The sequence below is a fragment of the Woronichinia naegeliana WA131 genome (assembly GCA_025370055.1).
Taxonomy (GTDB): Bacteria; Cyanobacteriota; Cyanobacteriia; order Cyanobacteriales; family Microcystaceae; genus Woronichinia; species Woronichinia naegeliana.
This window is the reverse complement of sequence record CP073041.1, coordinates 3,508,936-3,531,539: the sequence shown is the minus strand read 5'-3', so window position 1 is coordinate 3,531,539 and position 22,604 is coordinate 3,508,936. Positions and strand designations below refer to the sequence as shown.

The following is a 22,604-nucleotide window of genomic DNA, read 5'->3' as shown; positions in this document are numbered from 1 at the left end:
GCTAATGGCCATCAATTTATCCCAGGGCAATTGTGAGCTTATCTGGTTAAGTTACCAAAAATCAGCAGAGTTGTTATCTACTGGGTCATTAAAAAAACAGCTTCAGCATTACATCGGTCAGAAAATCGCTTCTCAATTTTCGTCGTTTCTGCCTACCTGGGAGCAAATTCCCTTAAAAATGTGCCTAACAGAGCAACACTTATGCTATCACTCGGCGATCGCCTTAAAATTTTGCCAACCCTTGGGCGATCCTCCTGAAAAGCTAACAAGACAGATTAAACAGCAATTAGTGGAATCACAAGAGGGGAGCAATCAGAGCTTAGATCTGCCTTTTACGGTACAGATTCACCATCCAGAATGGTTAACGTTTACGATTAGTTATGATTTGCTGTTGCCCTGGCTAACCTATTTAGAGTCAATGCTGCAAACGAGCATCGGCCGAGATTCTCTAGTCATTGGTATTGATGCCCCAGTCCCGATCGCTGATATCCAATATACCCATGCGCGGGCTTGTGCTTGGCTACGCTTAAGAACGATTGAGAAAAATGCGGCCAGGGTTTCCCCTCTGAACTCGGAAGTTGTCTCCCTAGTATTACCTCCCGTCCTATCCACACTTCTAGAACAAGTTTTGAGAATCTTAGATCAACCAGAAACCCTTTCCCCAAAACAATGGCAATCACAAGGACTGGCTCTTAGCAAAAAATTTTTAGACTACGAAGCCCAGGCTTGGCAGAGTCGCAACGGAAAAAATCAAAGCCCAAGTCCTCACCAACAAAAATCAAACTTTCAAATCTTTCAGGAAAACCTGATTCTGATTACCCAAGCCTTGCTCCAGCAGCTTTTAGTTGATAAATTAGGCTACCCTGCCCCAACGCAACTTTAATTATGGCGATCGCTGGACTAGTTCAAAAACTGATAAAAATTTTTAGGGAAAGGATGACAAATAGGCAAAAATACTGTAATTTATAAAAATGTGAGGAGCGAACCGGTTAGAGAGCCAAGACGAAACACGGCAAGTCGTTGGCTTTCTTTCTGTTTTTAGGGCTTTTAGGAAATTTTATTGCGGTGGTATAGTTCATTAAGATAACAAAAATGATAGTTTAGAGTCGGATTAAGATAAGTTGTTTAGACAGAATGCCTACCTTGACTCAGTGAAATTGTCCCATGATGCAACTGCCCCAACCGAGTGATCTACTCACGCTTTTTTTGAGTCAAGTTTTTTTGTCCTTGCCTTTTCTCTTAATTGGGACTTTAATTTCCAGTGCCTTATTAGTGCTGGTGGATGAACACAAATTAGAAGCTCGTTTTCCCCGCAATCGCATCCTGAGTAGCATGGTAGGCAGTTGTTTAGGATTTATTCTTCCCCTCAGTCAAATTGGCATCATTCCCATTGTGCGGCGTTTATTGCTCCAGGGCGCACCCTTATCCTTAGCCATTAGTGCCTTGATTGCTGCTCCGACCATCAATTTGGTGGTCATTCTGGGTACAACCAATACTCTAGTTGATAAACCTCGGATAGCCTTTCTTCGCATTCTGTTGACCTGGTTGATCGCGATCGCCATTGCGCTCATTTTTAGTAGCTACCGAGAAAAACCTAGGGTAGAGCCGCCCCTCAATCCTCTGACCAGAGTTCCTGTTTTGCGATCGGGTTCCTTTGTGGAATCCCAGGATTGTCATGATCCGCTACAACGTACTGGCAACTTAATCTATGAGTATGCGGTTCCTCAACTTCATCAACGTCCCTGGCCAGAAAAGCTCCGGCTATTGATGATTAATATGATGGAGGAATGTCTGGAATTCGGTGTCATTCTAATGTTAGCGTCGGCGATCGCGGCCTTGATTCAGGCTCTCATTCCCCAGGCAATTCTCCTAGAACAAACCGTAAATCCCCTGGAGCAAACCTTACTGATGATGGGGTTAGGATTTGTATTATCCCTAGAGGCAATTATCCCTAACGCCTTACTCGTGCCTTACCTGGATCATTTATGGTCTGGAGCCGTACTCGCCTTTCTTTTAGTTGGCGGTATCCTTAACGTGAAGAGCTTAGGACTCCTGTTCATTACCTTTCAGCCCAAGCCTCTCATTTATTTTATCGTTCTTATCGGCCAATCAATTTTACTATTTGCTCTGCTGCTCGACTACTACTGGAATTTCGTGAACACCTAATGTCAAAACGGGATATCAAGGTAGATCAACAATAAATTGCTTTGAGTGACGATTTTATCAACTATTATTAGTGATGAAAACGCAGAGATAAAGTCAAAAACAACCCGAATGTTAAACCAACGCTCCAGTGGCATTTTATTGCATCCCACCTCTCTCCCCAGTCGGTTTGGCATTGGTGATTTAGGGGAGGAAGCTTATCACTTCATTAATTTTTTGCGTCAAAGTCATCAACGTATCTGGCAAATTCTCCCGCTTGGCCCCACGGGCTACGGCAATTCCCCCTACCTTTGTTATTCGGCTCTAGCCCTTAATCCTCTGCTAATTAGTCCTGATAAGTTAGTAGAAGCGGAGTTAATCCCTGCCTCTGCTTTGGACGATCTACCAACGCTTAATCCTGAAAGAGTCGATTTTGAATCGGTAAAAAGTTTGAAAGCTAACCTGTTTCGACAGGCCTGGAGTACGTTTCAACAGGAAGATTTACCGGAACTCAAGGCCGATTTTGTCGCTTTTATTGAACAACAGGCAGATTGGTTAACGGACTATGCCCTGTTTATGGCCCTCAAAGAACACCATCTAGGAGCCAGTTGGCATACCTGGGATCTGGCGATCGCCGAACGTCATCCCGAAGCGATCCGTTATTGGCAAGATTTATTAGCCGAGGAAATTCGCTACCATCAATTTTTGCAATTCCTCACCTTCCGTCAATGGCAAGAACTCAAAACCTACGCCAATGAAAATCAAGTTTTAATATTTGGGGATATTCCCATCTACGTTGCCCACGATAGCTCTGATGTTTGGTCTAATCCCGATATTTTTTGTCTCAACGAGGAAACGGGAGAAGCGGCTCTCATGGCAGGGGTTCCCCCCGATTATTTCAGTGAAACGGGTCAACTTTGGGGAAATCCGGTTTATAACTGGGAAAAATTGCAGGAAACGGATTTTGCTTGGTGGGTCAATCGTTTTCGCTCTGTGTTGAAATATGTTGATATTGTCCGCATTGACCATTTTCGGGGGTTTGAGGCTTTTTGGGCTGTTCCCGAAGGCGAAAAAACTGCTGTCAATGGTGAATGGGTGGAAGCCCCAGGACGAGAATTCCTAACTACCCTCAAAGCAGAATTGGGAGATGATTTGCCGATTGTGGCCGAGGATTTAGGCGTGATCACACCGGCAGTGGAGGCCCTACGGGATGATTTTCATTTCCCTGGCATGAAAGTATTGCATTTTGCCTTTGACTCTGATTCTGGCAATGGTTTCTTACCGTTTAACTACTACGATCGCAATGCCCTGGTTTATACGGGAACCCACGATAACGACACAACGGTTGGTTGGTTTAACCAGCGATCGCCGGAAGAACAAAAACGAGTCACTGACTACCTGGGCTGTATCTGTAATGAAGGCATTCATTGGAGCTTAATTCGATTAGCTTTGGCCTCTGTGGCCAATATTGCCATTTTTCCCCTACAGGATGTCATGGGACTGGGTAATGACGCTCGCATGAACCTGCCTGGAACCGCCGAAGGTAACTGGGGCTGGCGTTATCAACCGGAAATGCTGCATCCCTGGCTCAGTGAACATCTCGGTTGGCTCACCGCCTTGCATGGTCGTCGCCTTAGTTAGATTGGTTAGATTGTCTTAATCCTCCAGAATCGGTCTAATGCCATCTTTGACGAACACAACTCGAACAAACTGACCATCGCTCCAGATCTTGAGGGAGAGTGGGGCTTTGGCAGCGAGGACAGGCGGGTAATTGTTCGGCACGGGCTTGCAATACGCTCTTCCAACGCTCGAAGGCCTCCATTGGGGTTTTAGGAGGCCTTGAAGAATCAGCCAGATTGGGAATGGGAAGAAAAGGTGCGATCGCTGCTTCAGAGAGGCTAGAGGATTGGACAGGTTCCAGAGGAGGAGAGGGCGGCAAATCTTGAATTTGATAACCCTGGGCAGAGGAAAAACGCAAGTCCAGCAAGGGTTGGGCCAGATGGGTATTTAACTGTTTCAGTAAAGGATAACGCTGCAAAGTGAGAGTTTGGGCCCAGACAGGGGTAATAGTGGCAACCCAAAACACTTGACGACGGAGAGCTAACGGTTTGGTCACGGCCAAAATTCTGGGTTCTACGACCTTTTCCCAAACTTGCAGCAGATGCTGATATTGACGATAGGCTTCCCAACTGGGTTGTTGCTGTAGGGCCAGAAGTAAGGTATCTAAAGCTTTCCAAGCCATTTTTTGAACTAATTTTTACCACTCGTGGAGAATATTTTTGCCGCTCAGAGACAGACCGAAATGCGATAGAGTATTAAGGCAAGATAGCACTTCTTTGCTGTTCCAGCGTTTAACCATCAGTCTTTAGGAGCGTTTATGTTAACTCTCAAAATTGCCGTTTATATTGTAGTCGGCTTTTTTATCTCCCTGTTTATTTTCGGCTTTCTCTCTAGCGATCCCACCCGTAACCCTGGTCGGAAGGACTTTGAGTAAATCCATTAAGCTATGCTAACGTTAGGTCATTAAGACGACGGGGGCGAGATTTGACTCGTCCCAATTATTGTGGTTAATTCCTTTGTTTGAGGTAACTACTACCGATTTCTAGCTTTAGTTGTTGACCTAGATGTTCCTATTCGCGCTTCCCCCCCAGCCGCCGCCGATATCTGTTATCGAAAACGTTACTCCTAGAAGAACGACTCCTTTTTGGGTAGCAGAAACAACGGGAACTTCTACGACAAAATCCCCTTCTACTATACCTTCGGTTATTGAGTTTTATTACTCCGACCCTAAAAAAATTACGCCACCTCCCGCTTCTGAATTACTCCCTCCCCAGGCGGCTCAAGATCTCGGTCAACCCATTTCCGTCCAAACTCCTAGAGAGGAAGTTCCCACTGAGCCAGTTTTCCCAAATCGCTCCTTAACGGCGATCGCCCCCCAGGAAGTTTATGGGCTAAGTAAAAACCGCGATCGTCTTCATTTTAAGCAACGTTTAATCACCCAAACCAGGGAAGGCGAGGTTCAAGAATTTATTATTCGCTCCGATGATGCTAAGAATCCTAATCAAGAAAATAGTGGAGCACCAACAAACTCTGATGCAACTCCTCCCCCCGCAGCCCCGACGGATCTAGCCAAGCCCGCTTCTCCTACCGTTAATCCTGTCAATACTACTAAGTCAGAAAAAACGCCCGAAGTGGTAGAACTGGTTTCCGATCAACAGGAATACGAGGCGAATCAACAAATTGTGACGGCCACCGGCAAAGTTGTTATGCGCTTTTCCAATGGGGTGTTATTGGCGGATCGATTGCGAATTAATTTACCCGATCGCTTTGCAGTAGCGGAAGGCAATGTGGTATTGACAAGAGGAGATCAAACACTCCAAGGAGAACGCTTTGAATATTTCTTCGTACAGGATAAAGGGGTTATTTACAACGCCAATGGCGAAATTTATCAGCCCACCACAGGACGGGATCTCGCGCCGGCATTACCCACCGATCCAGGCGGCAATATTATTTCTAACCAAACCCTCAATGAACGGTTATCTGCGAATCAGCCCCTTCAGCAGGTCACACCCAATCAAGGTTTAGGGATCTCGGTGGGAACCAGTTTCAATCTCAACCAATTTGGGACGGCGGGCAGTTCAGGGCCGAGGGGAGGCCAGGTCAATCGTCTGCGTTTTCAGGCTCAACGGGTGGATTTTGACTCGGCGGGTTGGAATGCTAGTAAGGTCAGAATAACTAATGATCCTTTTTCACCCCCAGAGCTAGAAGTTCAGGCGGAAAATGCAACCTATCAAAACGTTGGCCCCCAAGTTGACGAGGTTAAACTGAGCGGTTCACAGGTGGTTTTAGATCAACAAACTTCTTTACCTTTTCAGGATCGTCTGACCATTGATCGCCGCGATCGCCAACCAGGGGTTCTCAGTTTCGGCTACGACGGGCAAGATCGGGGCGGGCTTTTTGTTCAATCCGGCTTTACGGTGGTTGATACTAAAGTCGCTCGCTTCCAAATTAAACCCCAATACCTAATCCAAAAGGCTCTCTTTCCTGATGCTTTTCCCACTTCTAATCAAAGTGATTCAACGGTTTGTGTGGTCTGCCCTGCGGTTTTTGGCTTAATTACTGATCTAGATGTCAATTTCAGCGATCGCACCAAATTAATTAATACCTTAAATTTTTCTAATCTGAATCTCGATCAAATTGATAATTCGCTGCGGGCCAAATTAGCTCTCCAAAATAAAATCGGCGATAATGATCATCCCTACGATCTCCGCGTGGAATATAACTATCGAGAACGTTTATTTAATGGCTCCCTTGGTTTTCAGACTGTTAATAGTAGTTTTGGAGCCGTGCTCCTCTCTCCCTACATTACCTTTAATGATCCGTCCTTAGCCCTGAGTTATCAAGCCTCCATTCAAGATATTCAAGCGGATACCGACCAAACCAATTTACTGAGTCCCAATCGAGACAATAATTTAGTCACCTTAATGCGTTATCAAGGGGCCGCATCCCTGAGCAAATCTTTCCTCCTCTGGGCTGGAGATGCTTTACCGCCCACACCCGATCAAGGCCTGCGCTATACTCCTTTTACCGTTGTTCCCTATATTCAATTGATTACTGGGTTAACAGGTGTTACCAGTTTCTATAGTGATGGCAGTTCTCAACCCTCTTTAACGGGAAATATTGGCTTTCAAGGACAATTTGGTCATTTTTCCGAACCCTATCTAGACTACACCGGCTTCAATTTGAGTTATCAGCAAGCGATACGAGGAGATGCTTCTCCTTTTCTCTTTGATCGTTTTGTTGACACCCAAGTGTTAACCTGGGGCCTTACTCAGCAGGTTTATGGGCCGGTTAGAGTGGGTGTGCAAAGTTCCTATAGCATTGATGCGAACAAGGAAATTAGTACTGATTATTTTCTAGAATATAGTCGTCGTACCTACAATTTACAACTTCGTTATAATCCTCAACTTCAAGTCGGTTCAATTAATTTGCGGATTAGTGATTTTAACTGGAGTGGTAATCCTGGCTCTTTTGAGGGAACTGATATTCATCCAGTGCTTCAAGGTGTCACTCGTTAGTCAAGACGGGTTTTAGGGCGATCGCCTCTAAATTCTAACTATCTCTCTTTTGTCACAGCAAAAATAAATTCAGAACGATTTTGCGTCGTTTCAGCGATTCACCAAATTGTCAAGAATTGTAAAGTCCTCTTGGTGTAAGGTTTTCAGAGCTATCAAGTTTTGAATTTGGAATTGCTGCAATGTAATACTTGGTTTACTACTTTCTGTAATATCTTCATTCTATCTTGTTCCAGTAATTAGGGCTTGCTGAAAAAGTCAAAAAACGAAAGAAATGTGGGTTAGGGAAGTATGGACTGAAAAAGCATAGATAACTTATCCTTATGGAAACAAATCAAAATACAGATTTTGTTTAATCTATTGTTCCTTTCTGTCTAAAAAGGTCAACACAAATCACTCCTCACAAAAGAGAGGAAAATTAACACCATTTTTCACAAGAAAAACGACTCTACAACTTTTTACTTTTTGTCTTCTGAAGTAGAGTAGAAAGATTCATTACCAAAAAGTTCATCGCAATTACCGTTTCCGAGGTCTCAGGTAGTTTGGCCATCACTCGACCAAGACTAAATTTCCTCTTTCCCTGTCCGAATTTACCCTCAATGGCATTACGCACTCTTTCATCTGAGCGTGCCTCTTTCTTTTTTTCTTTGCTCACCTCTTTCGGCGGTCTTCCCAATCGGGGACCACTCATTCTTATATCCCTTTCTTTACAATAAGCTCGATTCGCTTTTGTTCGATAGATTTTATCCACATGAACCGATTCCGGATAACATCCTGTTGGGTACATCCCGGATAAAGTAGTACATAGAATCTGGGGTAAAATGGAAAAAAACTGATGAGCGAAAAAAGTATGTTACCGATTCCCCCAGAAGAAAAAGCACTGTTAAAACAGCATCTCACCGAATCAGCCCGTATCCTGCGCAAATATACGGAACCAGAGAAACAGAAGGACTTTGGAAGCATCGAAGTAGAAGTCAGAACCCAGATGTTAGAAATTGTGGGGCCAACAATGGGGGAGTTTTTTTTTCAGAAGGGGGAAAAAAACGGTCTGGAAACAAGCGAAAAATCAAAACCCTAGTCGGAGAAGTGGAAATAAGCCAAAAACAAGCCAGAAAACTAAAGGTGTCGCCAAAAATCGTCTTAAGTCCAGGTTTAGAGAAATGCTGTCTAAGAGCCAGTGCGAAAACATCCTACCAACAAGCAGAAGAAGATATAGAGGAGTTGATGGGGATAAAAGTAGGACATAGCAGTTTACATCGCTTGGTAGAACGGACAGAACTGCCCTTAGCTCAAGCTCAGTCAGAGAGTGCGGGGGTCAGTATAGATGGGGGAAAGATTTGTCTGCGGGGCGAGGAGAAGGAAGGGGGACAGTGGCGAGATTATAAACTGGTGAGTCTTCATGGCAATGTCTGTGAAGCCTTTTTCCAAGACCCAGAGGGCTTAAAGAATTGGAGCAATGTTCAACCTTTGTCCCCAATAGTGACCTTTTTGGGAGATGGTCATCCCGCAATCTGGAATGCGGTAGAGAGTTTCGCCACTCAATCGTGGCTGATACGACGAGAGGTGTTGGATTGGTATCATCTCAAGGAGAATCTGTTCAAAGTGGGTGGCTCTCTCAAACGGCTAGAAGCAGTGGAGCATTTACTGTGGCGGGGTTTTGTGAACAAGGCAATAGATGCGTTTGATGGAGTCAAAAGCAAGAGGGCAAAGAATTTTCAAGCCTATTTGACGAAGCATTATCAGCGTATCCCTGATTACCAATACTATCAACAGCTTGGTATTGTGATTGGTTCTGGTGATGTGGAGTCTAAGATTAAACAGGTGGGAGCTAGGGTTAAATTGTCGGGAGCACGTTGGCATCTTCATAATGTTTCTCGTATTCTTCGGCTACGATGTGCTTATCTCAATCACTCTCCTCTTTTGAGTGTCAATGTATTATCTTAAGTCTCCTCTTTTGAGTGTCAATGTATTATCTTAAGTGGGATGCACCCCATCCTGTTTCCCTTTTATATTCTTCTATTCGCGCTTGTAAATCTCCCGATTCGTTGTAATTATCCCAACTTAATTTGTCTAAGAAGACAAAGCCATTCACATTACTTGCCGATATTTTAGCTCCAAACTCTACTGCTTTTCCCGCTTTTCCACGCACTATTGGACGCACGTGAGGTTGGCTTACACTCACAATTCTGTTTTCTACTTTATTTGTCTTTTTTTCATACATTTCTAACTGTTGCTCATACACTTTTCCTATCGTTACAAGCTCTTCTTGCTCTTTTTTCGTTAGTTTTTCTAACTTTGCTCCCTCTTCTATCATTTTTTCTATATCAGACAAGTTTCTTTTTATATATCCTAGTTGTTTTTTTGTTCCTTTTCTTCTTTCTTTTTTTGACACACGACGTTTTTTTGCTATGGCTAAGTACTCTTTTCTTGCCACTTCCCTATAAGTCCTCGGCTTTTCTTTCCTTTTCTCTTTTATTTCTTCATACAGCTTATCTATTATTTTTTCTGTTTTTTCTCTGGCATCATTCAATATTCCTATATCCGTTGGATATTTTATATCTGCTGGTGTACAAGTCGCATCTAACAATAACTTTCCTTCATTTTCTTTTTTTTCTGACGCTACACCCGTCGCTTTTTTTTCTATTTCTTTATTAATTTTATTTATTAATTCCATTCCTATTTTTTTACGAAAATGAACCATCATTGACGTATTAAATGCTTCTTTGCTACTATAGCTTTCCATTCCTATAAAGTACTGTAAATAAGGGTTCTCTTTTATTTGTTCTACTGTTTCTCTGTCACTTTTTCCTGAAATTTCTTTGATAATTAATGCTCCTAATGCCATTCTAAATGATTTGGCTGGGGCTCCTTTTTTTTCTGTGAAGTTTTTTGCATATTCTTCCTCATATTCTTCCCAAAGAATCATTTTTGACATTTCTATCCAACGATTTTCTTCGTCTAACTGCCCGCCGAACAGATTTTTCAAGTTTTCTGGTGTTTCAATTGAGTACTGTTGCTTCCGGTACATCTGCTTTCTCTCTTCTTAATGCAATGGTTTTGAGGCATTCTACCCTATTTTCGTGCATTCTAGCGGTTCTTAATTCGCCTACTATTTTTCTCCGTAAAGGTTTCAGCTTTTTTCAGCAAGCCCTAATTACGGGTCTGCTTCTGGCTGGAACAGCCGCTTTGTTTTCCTTTAAAATATTAGAAACTACGGATTTTTAAAAACAATCTAGCAATAGATTTTTCTAGAAAAGGTATGGAGGGAGAATCAAAAATTTCTGGCGATTTTGTAGGTGCTACCGCGATGTTTGTATTAATTCTAATAATAGCTATCCCATCTCTTTATTATGATAAAAATATAAAAGTGGAAGACAATCGGCACGAGGCGGAATTAGCTCAATAAAAAGAGATAGAAATTAGAAAAATTGCCATGGAAAAGGAACGTTTAGGTTTAGCTCCAACTAGTAGTCTAAGGCGTAAGTTAAGATACTATTATTAGGCAACCGATAAAAAGATAAATATAGGTATATAGGAGAAAAGGTCATGCCCCGATTAGCCCCCGAAGAGTTAAAGTTGGAAGCAAAAGAACGAGAACATCTAGAAAAACTGATAAATCGTCATACAACCTGACTTTTCCCGTTAAGTCCAAAATCCAGCAATGCAAACTTCTAGAGGCTTTATCTGGCAAGGGTTTGAGTAATGATTCTCTTGACAGGAAAAAAATATTCTGAAGCCATCATCCCGCTTATCGTTCAAATTTCAAAAACAAAGGATGAAGGGAGTATGAGACTGTAAAATGGAGAAAATCTTAAAGGGCAGGTCAAAAAATGTTGGAATGGTGGACAAAAAACTTTGCCAGTTGTGAATTGGGAGACGAGAGGCTAAACAATCGTGCCTTCTCGATTGGGAAAAAGTTAAGTGAGGGGTTTGGAAAAGCCTTATCAGAAGTGTTTAAGGGAGGAAACGAGTTAAAGAGGGCCTATGAATTTTTGGGAATCCGAAAACAGACTTTGTCAAGATAATAGAGCCGCACTGTGAAATGACAACTGCCGCCGTAGAAGAATATAAGATAATGCTATCAGTCGGAGATACGACCTTCTTAGATTATCGCAATATCAAGGAAAAAAGGGAAGGGTATGGGCCGACTGGAAAAGGAGGGAATGGATTAATACTGCATAGTGCTTTAGCAATTGAGCCAGAAAAAGGACAAGTATTAGGTTTATTATGGCAAAAACTGTGGAATAGGGAGGTAAAAGAAAAGCCCCCAACAGATGAAACGGCGAAGCAGAAAAAAGAAAGACAGAAAGAACAAAGAAAAGCAGCTCGTCAAAGACCATTTGAGGAAAAAGAATCCTACAAATGGGTAGAGGCTCTAAACACCTGTGAGAAACAGGTAGAAAGTTCAACGAGGGTAATTCATGTATTTGACAGAGAAGGAGATGTTTCAGAAGTCTTTGACTCAGTGCGTCAACTCAAGCATACAGGAGTGCTGGTCAGAGCGTCTCATAATCGTAGTTTAGACAAAAATAGTGAACGACTTTGGCAACATTTGGAATCAGAACCGATTCGTTTTCATCAAGAAATCGAGATTCCGAGTACAGGAAAAAGAAAAGCACGGAAGGTTAAGCTTGCCGTCCGATTTTGCTCAGTTAATCTACGAACTCCCTATCGTTTTGATAATCGTGACCCGTTGAATGTCTATGCTGTTTATGCGACAGAAATCGATTGTCCCGAAGGCGAAACTCCTTTATCTTGGATGCTTCTGACTACAGAAGTTGTTGAGACTATTGAGATGGCTGTCACTATTCTTCGTTGGTACACCTACCGATGGCGGGTTGAAGAATTTCATAAAGTCCTTAAGTCTGGTTGTCAGAGTGAGCGTTATCGACTTGCCTCTGATGGAATGAAAACTCTTTTGGGTTTTTTAAGTGTCATTGCTGTTGAACTTTTACACGTTACTTATCTTCATCGTACCCAGCCCGATGCTCTCGCGATTGAAATTCTTAATCCTCTTCAACTTCAGGTGTTAAAAGCAGCCGCCTCTCAAAAACTTCCCCCTATTTTGACTGTTGCTTGGGCTGTCGAGTCTGTTGCTTTTCTTGGTGGTTATCTTGAACATCGTCGTAAAACTCCTCTCGGTATCCAAGTCCTTTGGCGCGGTTGGTTGAAGTTGCATGACCTTTGCCAAGGCTGGCAGCTTGCAATCCGCACTTAACGGGAAAAGTCAGGTCATACAACAGAGCAGCAAATTGCCTTAAGGGCAAAAATAGTGCTTCTGGCAGATGAGGGAGAAAATAATCGAGAAATTGCTAGAAAATTAAAAATCAGCCGAAAAATGGCAAGTCAATGGAGAGAAAGATGGATAGCAGGACAGAAAAGTGAAATAGAAATAACAGAAAGAATCAAAGATGCTGAACGTAGTGGAGCACCAGCCAAGTTTAAACCCGAACAAATCTTGAAGTTGTTCAAATTAGCCTGTGATGACCCAAAGAATTATGAGCGTCCGATAAGTCACTGGACAGGACGAGAATTAGCCGAGGAATTAGTAAAGCAAGGAATAGTGCAGGGTAATCGCATCTTATTTGTTACAAAAAATACAGACAAAAAGAGAGAAATATAGTGTAAAAAAGAAGCAGTCATCTAAGAGAAGAAAAGGCTATTATTTAAAAAAAGTAAGTGAGTGAGGTCAAAGATGGCAAAAGGCTTCGGCGCAAGAGTTCTAACCCCACAACAAGAAAAAGAAGTCAAAATTATCAAAAGAAGCATACTGAAACATTTTCAGTGCCTAAAAGAACCGAGAACAGGGAGAAGGCAAGACCATACATAACTTAACAGCAATTGTCACCATAGGAATATTGGCAGTATTGTCAGGGGCAGATGGCTTCGTAGCAATTGAAGCCTATGGCAAAGCCAAACGAGAATGGCTAGAAATGTTTCTAGAGTTACCAAAGGGAATTCCCTCTCACGATACCTTTGGAAGAGTATTTGGAATGTTGGAAACAGAAGAACTAGAAAAAAGTTTTCTGAGCTGGATAAGCAGTCTAACGGAGAAAATGGACATAGAGCTGATACAGATAGATGGAAAAACGAAAAGAGGTTCTTATGATAGGGAAAAAGGACTAAATGCGTTACACAGCATAAGTGCGTGGAGTAGTGAGCGGGGACTGATGTTAGCGCAAAAGAAAGTAGATAGTAAATCTAATGAAATAAAAGCAGTCCCCTTGTTACTGAAGTTACTTAACATCAAGGGGGCAGTAGTAACCCTAGATGCAATGGGAACGCAGACAGAAATCGCAAAACAAATAAAGCAAGGTGAAGGTGACTATGTATTGGCTCTCAAAGGAAATCAGGGCAAACTTAATAAACAAGTTAGGGATTGGTTTAAACAAGCGGTCGCTCAGAATTGGCAAGGAATTGAATACAGTTATCATGAGAAGACAGAAAAAGGACATTACCGTTTAGAAACTCGTCAAGTCTGGACAGTGTCAATCAATCAGCTTTCCGCATTGCATCGCCAAAATCAGTGGGTCGGTTTAGCAACTGTTGTGATGGTTAAAAGTAAAACTCAATTCGGTCATAAAACAACAGAGACGTTTCGCTATTATATTAGCAGTCTTCCTACGGATGCCGAACGTCATAGCCATGTGATTCGTTCTCACTGGAGTATTGAAAATAGTCTGCATTGGGTTTTAGATGTCACTTTTAATGAGGATGCGAGTCGAGTGCGTCAAGGTAATGCGGCTGATAATTTGGGCTTGCTCCGTCGTTTAAGTATTAATTTGCTTAAACATGAGCCATCTCAAAAAAGCTTGAAGATGAAGCGTTATTTGGCGGCGATGGACAACAATTTTCTTCTACAGGTTTTAGCAGCTAGTTCACGGGAGTGATATTCATGAGTATATTTAGCTTCAAATAGGGCTTGCTGAAAAAGTCCACAAAACGAACCTAGATGCCACAGGGCGCGAAAAATGGTGACTTCAGAGCTCAGTTTCCAGTTTTACCTCACATTTTTCCAGCAAAGTGCATGGATTTTGAGCCTCCAAATGCCATAGCCTTGCATCTGATCGTTTGTAAAATGCCTGAAAGTATTGTCTAGCAAGGATTTCATCCTTATTCAGCAAGCCCCAAATAGGAGGATTGGCAAAATATTGACACCAACAATTATGAATTAGCGAAATTACTTAATCTTTTAGAGTTTAAGTTGATTTTCTTCTCTTTTTAGTTTTTGATATAGTCTATTTTTAAGCTAGATTTCTTTTTTGATTCCACTCTACTAATATGCGATTACCCTGAGGAATAGTGGAAAGTATATCTCCTCGACAGGTAGGAAGATTATGGGAAGAAGCAGATATTAAACCCCATCAGTCAGGATACTGGCTAAATCCCCCCCCTGACCCAAATTTTGGGGAAAAAGTGAATGATATCTGCCAAGCCTATGAGAGTGCAATTTTAGGAGAGGAAAAGGGAGAAAAGACTATTTCTCTAGATGAAATGACGGGAATTCAAGCATTAGAGCCCACATTCCGCAGGTTGTCGAAGAGGAACACTAGTTCACGCGAGCTAGTATCGGTACTTGTGCATTGATTTCGGGCAAGGATAAAAAATGTCAATAAAGTTCTAAAATGGAGTCTTGTCTTAGATAGAATCAACAGCAAAAATGAATGGGTGCGACCTCTAGTTGATATTAAATAAGGTTTTTAAAAAGTTTACTGGACATCGATTTTTCAATCAATCGTAACATACGATGTTCTGAAGTATCTACCGGCAAAAGGACTCATTAAACAAGGATTTATCAATTAGAGGTCACACCCAAATGAATAACCTAAATATTAAAGACCTCGACTACTTAGGAATCGTAGCGGGAATTATAGATGAAATGGGTTTAGTAGAAATTATCGATGAGGAAGTGGGAACTCATCCTCAAGAAAAGCTCAGTGTAGGTACAATAGTAAAAGCAATGATATTAAACTGCTTAGGATGTATCAATGCTCCGTTATATTTGTTGAGTGAATTTTTTAAAGGAAAAGCATTAGAACACCTATTAGGAGAAGGAATAAAAGCAGAAGATTTAAATGATGACAAGCTAGGAGGTCATTGGATAAGGTATTTGGAGTGGGGGTAAAAAACCGGTTCACGAAAATAGTCCTAAAAGCGGCAGCAATCTTTGGAATAGAACAAAAGTCAAAGCATTTAGACTCAACCTCAATGTCTGTACAAGGGAAGTATAAGGAAAGGATAGAAGATGAGGAAGACGAGCAGACAAAAGCCATAAAAATAAAATTTGGTTATTCCAGAGATAAACGACCAGACCTAAAACAGTTTATGTTAAATATGATATGTAGTGGAGATGGTGGTGTCCCTCTCTTTATGCAATTAGGAGATGGCAATGAATCGGATAAAAAGGTGTTTCCCCAGATAATCAAAGACTGTCAAGAAAGGTTGAATATGGAAGGTTTATCGGTGATAGATGGAGCTTTTTATACGGCGGAAAATGTGGGCATGGCGAGGTCAATTCAATGGTTAAGTCGTGTCCCTCTGAAAGAAGCCACTGAGACTTTGGCAAATATATCAGAAGACCAATGGCAGCAGGGTGAACAGGACGGTTATCGTTGGCAAGTGAGGGCTTCGGAATATGGGGGTGAACAGCAACGATGGCTTGTGGTCGAAAGTGCTCAACGTCTCCAGTCCGATAATAAAGCTATAAGTCAAAAAATTGAGAAAGCCGATAAAGTTGTCAAAAAAGAATGGCAGAAACTTTGTGGACAGAATTTTGCTTGTGAGGCCGATGCTCTTACTGAGGCTCAACTCTGGCCAAAAACCTTGACTTATCATCAACTCAGTCAAGTTGAGGTTCAGACTATTCCTTACTATGCCAAGGGAGGAAGACCGAAACAAGGGGCTACCCCTCTCGGTTTTCATTACCGCTTAACTGGGCAATTAAGCCTTGATTCCTCTTGCTTGGAAGCCGCATCTAAACGGGCTGGACGTTTTATTTTAGCTACTAATGTTCTTGATTCTCAGGTTTTGAGTCCCGACCAGATGTTGGCTGAATATAAGGCTCAACAAAACACCGAGCGCGGCTTTCGCTTTCTCAAAGACCCTTTCTTTTTTGCCTCTACTCTTTTTCTCAAGAATCCTCAACGCATTATGGCTTTGATGATGATTATGGTTGTCTCTTTATTGGTTTATACTTTGGCACAACGTCGCCTACGACAGGCTTTGGCTCTTGCCCATCAGACTATTCCTAATCAAAAGGGTAAACCGACCGCCATTCCCACTCTGCTTTGGGTCTTTCAGTCTTTTCTGTTTATCCGTTGGTTAGAGATTGACGGCATTCAAACTATCGTTAATTTGACCTCCAAACACAAACATATTCTTTCCTTTCTTGGCTCTTCATGTCAAAAGTACTACTTTGTCTCTTGACTTACCTGCGGAATGTGGGCTCCAAACACAAACATATTCTTTCCTTTCTTGGCTCTTCATGTCAAAAGTACTACTTTGTCTCTTGACTTACCTGCGGAATGTGGGTTAGAGCGGAAAGCACCAGACCTTCCGATGTCTCAGGGGAAGATTCAAGGTCGAGAATTTGAATATATTCGTCACGGCACTCAAACGTTAATATACTTCAAACGTTCATAATCTGAGATTTATCAAAGCGTTGAAATCGTAAGGTAAGCAGAGAATCAAGCTCCTCCTTATATTTTACGTTAGCATCCTCAAGACATCCTGAAATTGCTGCAGAAAACTGCGTAAAATCTTCATAATATTTTGCGTATAAACACTTCTTCTTCACAAACTTCCACAGTCTTTCAATTAAATTCAAGTTAGGAGAATAAGGAGGTAAGTACAGTAACTCTATTCCTAATGATTCTGCCAACTCCTGTACAATTCGGCATTTTTGATAACGAGCATTGTCTAATACCAACGTAATCGGTATTAATAGTCCTAATTCGGGCTTGCTGAAAAAAGCTGAAACCTTTACGGAGAAAAATAGTAGGCGAATTAAGAACCGCTAGAATGCACGAAAATAGGGTAGAATGCCTCAAAACCATTGCATTAAGAAGAGAGAAAGCAGATGTACCGGAAGCAACAGTACTCAATTGAAACACCAGAAAACTTGAAAAATCTGTTCGGCGGGCAGTTAGACGAAGAAAATCGTTGGATAGAAATGTCAAAAATGATTCTTTGGGAAGAATATGAGGAAGAATATGCAAAAAACTTCACAGAAAAAAAAGGAGCCCCAGCCAAATCATTTAGAATGGCATTAGGAGCATTAATTATCAAAGAAATTTCAGGAAAAAGTGACAGAGAAACAGTAGAACAAATAAAAGAGAACCCTTATTTACAGTACTTTATAGGAATGGAAAGCTATAGTAGCAAAGAAGCATTTAATGCGTCAATGATGGTTCATTTTCGTAAAAAAATAGGAATGGAATTAATAAATAAAATTAATAAAGAAATAGAAAAAAAAGCGACGGGTGTAGCGTCAGAAAAAAAAGAAAATGAAGGAAAGTTATTGTTAGATGCGACTTGTACACCAGCAGATATAAAATATCCAACGGATATAGGAATATTGAATGATGCCAGAGAAAAAACAGAAAAAATAATAGATAAGCTGTATGAAGAAATAAAAGAGAAAAGGAAAGAAAAGCCGAGGACTTATAGGGAAGTGGCAAGAAAAGAGTACTTAGCCATAGCAAAAAAACGTCGTGTGTCAAAAAAAGAAAGAAGAAAAGGAACAAAAAAACAACTAGGATATATAAAAAGAAACTTGTCGGCACTGGTATCGTCTAGCTAGAAGCTATAAACGTTGCAATACAAGAGGTTCAACAAATCAGGCGAATTTGGAGTAAGTCCTCCCAAGTTAACCCTTTTTGAATTATACCGAGAGCTACCGCAGGAACTTTTTTCGTCGTAAAATGGCTGCGAACAAAGTTATGAACCATCCAGAAAATATCTAGCACTCGCTGTAATCCCACAACAGATTTAGCATAAGTATTTGTTCGACGACGAAAGGCGGCTAAATAGCGTCGTAGAGAACTATTAAATGCCTCAACGTGGTTGGCATGAACATCCTTGTCTTCTGGTTTTTCTGTTGTCTCAGGATGTTCAGTTTTCGGAGTTTCTACTTTCTCTAGTTTACCCTCAGAATCTCGACGTTTACTACTCTTATTTTTTAATCTTACCACCATACCCTTCGGTAATACTTTGGTGGGACGACCTCGCTTCCCAGTCCTTAATACTTCGTGACAAATATTAAATAGCAGTTGACTATATCGCTTTTCTCCATCTGTAAATAACTGGAGAGATTCTGCACTCCTTTCAAATAATTCCGCTACCGTCATCATTGCTTCTAGAAATAATTTCTGCTCTTTTTTACCACATTTTAAATGCCAAATAAAGCGGCTAGCCCTGTCCATGAGCACGATTGTCCACCCCTCAGAGGCACTTGCTTCTTTATTTTTTCCAACTTTTGTGTATAGTTCATCCCCTTCTATTACTAATTTAACAAATTCATTCACTAAGGCGTATAAAAATAATGTCTCTTGTAATCCTGATAATTTCTTTTCCCAATTCAATATTGTTGTTTTTGCGTAGCCGAATACTCGGGCTGCTGCATTTAATCCTATTCCTTCCATTCTGGCTTTTAATACTTTTACAATTTCACTTAATGGGGTTTCTAAGCCAGCGATTACGCTACCATAAGTCTCAGCAAAACAAGAACCACATTCTTGACAGATGAACATTTTACGTTCCCCGTTACCTTTCGTTTGGTAATGAGAATGTATTTTTACTTTTTCACTATAGCAATGAGGGCAGTTTTTCTGAAATAAGGCTTCCTCTTTCTCTTGAGGTAAGCCAATATCACTTAGGAGGTCAATTGAGCTTTTATTCAATGTTGACATTGCTTTCCGTTTTCCCTTTCTTTAATATAATGACAATAATAATAGTATAACAAAAACGGGAATATGTCCAGTCGTAAGTTATTTTCTATTTTCTCAAACTCTTACACCATAACTTTTTCTAGCTTTGATCACACGATACCAGTACCAACTTGTCTGATATAGAAAAAATGATAGAAGAGGGAGCAAAGTTAGAAAAACTAACGAAAAAAGAGCAAGAAGAGCTTGTAACGATAGGAAAAGTGTATGAGCAACAGTTAGAAATGTATGAAAAAAAGACAAATAAAGTAGAAAACAGAATTGTGAGTGTAAGCCAACCTCACGTGCGTCCAATAGTGCGTGGAAAAGCGGGAAAAGCAGTAGAGTTTGGAGCTAAAATATCGGCAAGTAATGTGAATGGCTTTGTCTTCTTAGACAAATTAAGTTGGGATAATTACAACGAATCGGGAGATTTACAAGCGCGAATAGAAGAATATAAAAGGGAAACAGGATGTTATCCGGAATCGGTTCATGTGGATAAAATCTATCGAACAAAAGCGAATCGAGCTTATTGTAAAGAAAGGGATATAAGAATGAGTGGTCCCCGATTGGGAAGACCGCCGAAAGAGGTGAGCAAAGAAAAAAAGAAAGAGGCACGCTCAGATGAAAGAGTGCGTAATGCCATTGAGGGTAAATTCGGACAGGGAAAGAGGAAATTTAGTCTTGGTCGAGTGATGGCCAAACTACCTGAGACCTCGGAAACGGTAATTGCGATGAACTTTTTGGTAATGAATCTTTCTACTCTACTTCAGAAGACAAAAAGTAAAAAGTTGTAGAGTCGTTTTTCTTGTGAAAAATGGTGTTAATTTTCCTCTCTTTTGTGAGGAGTGATTTGTGTTGACCTTTTTAGACAGAAAGGAACAATAGATTAAACAAAATCTGTATTTTGATTTGTTTCCATAAGGATAAGTTATCTATGCTTTTTCAGTCCATACTTCCCTAACCCACATTTCTTTCGTTTTTTGACTTTTTCAGCAAGCCCTAATTCTGCTATCTTTTCTAGGAGTTCACAAACCTGAGTTCCCGTAATATAAGAACTGTTCGTTACCATAATTACTTCATGGGTAATTGCATTTAATGCTCCTAACACATTAAAACGTTTTCTCCCTGATGGTGACTTAATAAAAATCCTCTTGAAGCACCATATAAAATTTACAAATGCTCCCATTACAAAATGAGAGGCATCTACAAAGAAAACTGCCCTTTTTCCTGCTTTTGCCTCTTCTAGCCTTGGTTCTAGCTCTTTTTCTCTATAGCTATCCTGAGCTTCTACATCTGCTTTTGATGGAATTGTTCCCACCTTTAGACACCTCATTCCTATTGACTTTAAAAATTTTCTGACTTGCGTTGGACTTCTTTTTATTCCTGTTAATTCTTCTATTCTTTTTACTGCTTCATTTATTGTTGCTGGTGGATTTGACTCAAAATATGCCTCAATTGTCCCTTGATGCTCTGTTAACTCGCTTTTCGGGCGATTAAATTTTATTTCTTTTAGTTTTTCTATCCCGCCCTCTTGATAATCACGGATATAGCTTGTCACCGTATTTACTGAAACTCCTGCGAATTGAGCAATTTTTTGATGAGACAATCCCTGACTTTTTAGCCATAAAACTTCCATCTTTAGCTGCACTCTAGGATGCGGGTGATTAAACCGACCGTAAGACAACAGTCTGTAATTAGTCACAGCAATAAGTGGGGCTTAATTCTCATTAAGCCCCAAAAATACTAGAGAGGAAGAAAGTCATCAATGGAAGGAGGAGAAAGACCAGAGGAAGATAAAATAAGAGATAACTGTTCGACCGCACTTTTACCTTGAAGTCTCATGGTTTCAAGAAAACTAAACATCATGGCAACAAGTTGTCCGCCCCAATGACTTCTAGCACCGCCACTAACCTTACGATGAATAACAACAGGACGCAAGGCTCTCTCGGCATCATTGTTATCAGGTTTAACTTCAGGAAAAGTAAGAAAAGTAAACCAATCATGCCAATAACGTCGAAAGCGATTAGATAACAATTGGGAATCACTTGCCCATCCCGTGGGCGGCGGATTATCCAGAACCTCTTGAAGTTGAGCTTCTACTAGGGGTCGCTGTTGTTGTAAAGCTTCTAAGCTCAGTTTGCCTTGATGATAATCTCGATGGGATTGACGAGCTTGCTCTAGAATAGGAAAAACTCTCTGAGCAAAAAGTTTATTTTCAGAAAAGTGGGAAGTTTCCAAGGCCTTCAATTCCCGCCCAATATGAGCCAGACATTTCTGTTTATGCTGGGCATTTTGGCGATGGTAAGCCCCCCAACAGTCCGTACTGAGAAGCCCATGAAAATCTTTACCTAATAGGGAATGAACCTCATCGGAACTCCGGCTGGGAGCCAGAAACAAAACACAAACAGAGGAGGAAGTAGCCACCCACATCCAATAGTTAACCCCATTGACGCGATAGCTGGTTTCGTCCACACAACGGACTCCAGGCTCCTGTATGTAAGTCCACCACTGTTCATAACTAGGATACAAGCTTTCGCAAAACCATCGGTGCATTTTAGCTAAACTCCCTTGAGACAGAGGAATGCCAAAGACCGTTTCTACCAAGTATCGTTGTTTTAGCCAAGTCAAATTTCCCCCATATCCCAGCCATCCCACTAAGCTGGATAAGGTTGCACCGTAGCTAAAATCTTCACGACATCCCAAAGGAAGTGGGGCATAACCTTCCCAATCACATTTTGAGCATTGATACTTTTCCCTAACATATTCCCTTACCTCTACTGGTTTACTGACTAATTCAGCTATTTGATTTTTTTTGATGATAGTCTCCTTTTGCTTTTCCACTGACGCACCACATTTTGGGCATTTTTCCATCCTTAAATCTACTATTTCATCTACCCGACCAAACCCGTTTCTGGTTTTACCCACATGGTCGTACTTTGGACCTCTTTTTTTTCCTTTTTGACCGAAGGTTTTGGCGACTTTCTTTTTGTAACCGTCACTGCTTGGGGGCTGAGAGCTATTTTCACTCGTTCTTTGGTTAAGCTTTTTCAGCTTTTCTTTCAACTTTTCTATCTCTTTCTTTAACTCTACCAATTCTTTTCTCAGCTTTTCGTTCTCTTCTTTTTCTTTCTGATAATCTTCATACCAATCTTTTGCCACTTCTTTTTGCCATGGCATTTTCACTTCTTCTTGGTTTAAGTCTGGAACTGGGTCTAGTTTTTTCATAGTCTCCCTATTCTAACCTATCTCTTTAACCGCCTTTCCTTTCTTCATTATTCTTTACTTTTTTCATTTGCTTCTCATTCTCAATAATTTCCTTCTTTATTGCGGTGACTAATTACAACAGTCTTTTGTCTTCTTCTGTAAATTCTAACTTAATCATTTCTCAGCCTCTTGACTACTTTTTCTATTTTTATTATATTATCTCTTATTTTTAGAATGGGTGCGACCTTTAGTTGAT

15 protein-coding genes and 7 pseudogenes are annotated in these 22,604 nt (G+C 41.0%); 15 read left to right on the top strand and 7 right to left on the bottom strand.

The features are described 5' to 3' along the window. Positions 1 to 4 precede the first annotated feature (4 nt). The 3 genes from KA717_17865 (at position 5) to malQ (ending at position 3,783) form a co-directional block, all read left to right on the top strand. Positions 5 to 883 carry a hypothetical protein gene (locus KA717_17865; GenBank protein ID UXE64198.1) on the top strand — a complete coding sequence of 293 codons (879 nt, stop codon included), beginning with the start codon at positions 5 to 7 and terminating at the stop codon, positions 881 to 883. A 344-nt stretch (positions 884 to 1,227) separates the two neighbouring features. Further along, positions 1,228 to 2,166: a permease gene (locus KA717_17860; protein ID UXE64197.1), complete on the top strand. Its 939-nt coding sequence runs from the start codon at positions 1,228 to 1,230 to the stop codon at positions 2,164 to 2,166. A gap of 108 nt (positions 2,167 to 2,274) precedes the next feature. Then, complete coding sequence (gene malQ, locus KA717_17855) at positions 2,275 to 3,783, top strand: 4-alpha-glucanotransferase (protein UXE64196.1); 1,509 nt, start codon at positions 2,275 to 2,277, stop codon at positions 3,781 to 3,783. Between the two features lie 34 nt (positions 3,784 to 3,817). Here the strand turns inward: malQ and KA717_17850 are convergent, their stop codons facing one another. After that, entirely contained in the window at positions 3,818 to 4,384 is a 567-nt protein-coding gene (locus tag KA717_17850) for a DciA family protein (GenBank protein ID UXE64195.1), read from the bottom strand. 135 nt (positions 4,385 to 4,519) lie between these two features. Between KA717_17850 and KA717_17845 the strand changes: the two genes are divergently transcribed. Together KA717_17845 and KA717_17840 are read left to right on the top strand one after the other, a co-directional pair. Beyond that, the gene (locus KA717_17845; protein ID UXE64194.1) at positions 4,520 to 4,636 is read left to right on the top strand and encodes a photosystem II reaction center protein I; all 117 of its coding nucleotides are present in this window, start codon (positions 4,520 to 4,522) and stop codon (positions 4,634 to 4,636) included. 130 nt (positions 4,637 to 4,766) lie between these two features. Further along, a complete protein-coding gene (locus KA717_17840; GenBank protein ID UXE64193.1) occupies positions 4,767 to 7,220 on the top strand; it encodes a DUF3769 domain-containing protein in 2,454 nt (817 codons plus the stop codon). A gap of 445 nt (positions 7,221 to 7,665) precedes the next feature. Here the strand turns inward: KA717_17840 and KA717_17835 are convergent. Then, a pseudogene (locus KA717_17835) lies at positions 7,666 to 7,992 on the bottom strand (transposase). 60 nt (positions 7,993 to 8,052) lie between these two features. On the opposite strand from KA717_17835, the gene KA717_17830 reads away from it, so the two are divergent. After that, a complete protein-coding gene (locus tag KA717_17830) occupies positions 8,053 to 8,295 on the top strand; it encodes a hypothetical protein (GenBank protein UXE64192.1) in 243 nt (80 codons plus the stop codon). Beyond that, the gene (locus KA717_17825) at positions 8,283 to 9,161 is read left to right on the top strand and encodes an ISKra4 family transposase (protein UXE64701.1); all 879 of its coding nucleotides are present in this window, start codon (positions 8,283 to 8,285) and stop codon (positions 9,159 to 9,161) included. Before KA717_17830 ends, KA717_17825 begins: the two co-directional genes overlap by 13 nt. A 58-nt stretch (positions 9,162 to 9,219) precedes the next feature. Here KA717_17825 and KA717_17820 read toward each other — a convergent pair. Then, positions 9,220 to 10,245 (bottom strand): annotated as a pseudogene (locus tag KA717_17820) (IS5 family transposase). Positions 10,246 to 11,047: 802 nt separating this feature from the next. Here KA717_17820 and KA717_17815 point away from each other — a divergent pair. The 6 genes from KA717_17815 to KA717_17790 all read left to right on the top strand — a co-directional run bounded on the left by KA717_17815 (position 11,048) and on the right by KA717_17790 (position 16,643). Then, positions 11,048 to 11,242, top strand: a complete 195-nt coding sequence (locus KA717_17815) for a transposase (protein UXE64191.1) — start codon at positions 11,048 to 11,050, stop codon at positions 11,240 to 11,242. Positions 11,243 to 11,259: 17 nt separating this feature from the next. Next, positions 11,260 to 12,435, top strand: coding sequence for an IS4 family transposase (locus tag KA717_17810; GenBank protein ID UXE64190.1), 1,176 nt, complete (start codon positions 11,260 to 11,262; stop codon positions 12,433 to 12,435). Between the two features lie 54 nt (positions 12,436 to 12,489). Next, positions 12,490 to 12,840 (top strand): helix-turn-helix domain-containing protein, encoded by a 351-nt coding sequence (locus tag KA717_17805; protein ID UXE64189.1) that lies wholly within the window; start codon positions 12,490 to 12,492, stop codon positions 12,838 to 12,840. Between the two features lie 235 nt (positions 12,841 to 13,075). Further along, positions 13,076 to 14,107 carry an ISAs1 family transposase gene (locus tag KA717_17800; protein ID UXE64188.1) on the top strand — a complete coding sequence of 344 codons (1,032 nt, stop codon included), beginning with the start codon at positions 13,076 to 13,078 and terminating at the stop codon, positions 14,105 to 14,107. 926 nt (positions 14,108 to 15,033) lie between these two features. Then, entirely contained in the window at positions 15,034 to 15,342 is a 309-nt protein-coding gene (locus KA717_17795; GenBank protein UXE64187.1) for a DUF4277 domain-containing protein, read from the top strand. Then, positions 15,333 to 16,643: an IS1634 family transposase gene (locus KA717_17790; GenBank protein ID UXE64186.1), complete on the top strand. Its 1,311-nt coding sequence runs from the start codon at positions 15,333 to 15,335 to the stop codon at positions 16,641 to 16,643. The genes KA717_17795 and KA717_17790 overlap by 10 nt, the downstream gene beginning before the upstream one ends. Positions 16,644 to 16,845: 202 nt before the next feature. On the opposite strand, the pseudogene KA717_17785 reads toward KA717_17790, so the two are convergent. Beyond that, positions 16,846 to 17,169, bottom strand: a pseudogene (locus KA717_17785) (transposase). Positions 17,170 to 17,295: 126 nt separating this feature from the next. Here KA717_17785 and KA717_17780 point away from each other — a divergent pair. Then, positions 17,296 to 17,994: pseudogene (locus KA717_17780) on the top strand (transposase). A 52-nt stretch (positions 17,995 to 18,046) separates the two neighbouring features. Here the strand turns inward: KA717_17780 and KA717_17775 are convergent. Beyond that, positions 18,047 to 19,126 carry an IS1 family transposase gene (locus KA717_17775; protein ID UXE64185.1) on the bottom strand — a complete coding sequence of 360 codons (1,080 nt, stop codon included), beginning with the start codon at positions 19,124 to 19,126 and terminating at the stop codon, positions 18,047 to 18,049. 146 nt (positions 19,127 to 19,272) lie between these two features. Between KA717_17775 and KA717_17770 the strand changes: the two are divergent. Then, positions 19,273 to 19,938: pseudogene (locus KA717_17770) on the top strand (transposase). Between the two features lie 200 nt (positions 19,939 to 20,138). On the opposite strand, the pseudogene KA717_17765 reads toward KA717_17770, so the two are convergent. Together KA717_17765 and KA717_17760 are read right to left on the bottom strand one after the other, a co-directional pair. Beyond that, positions 20,139 to 20,852 (bottom strand): annotated as a pseudogene (locus KA717_17765) (IS630 family transposase). Between the two features lie 35 nt (positions 20,853 to 20,887). Next, a pseudogene (locus KA717_17760) lies at positions 20,888 to 22,291 on the bottom strand (IS66 family transposase). Positions 22,292 to 22,604 lie beyond the last annotated feature (313 nt).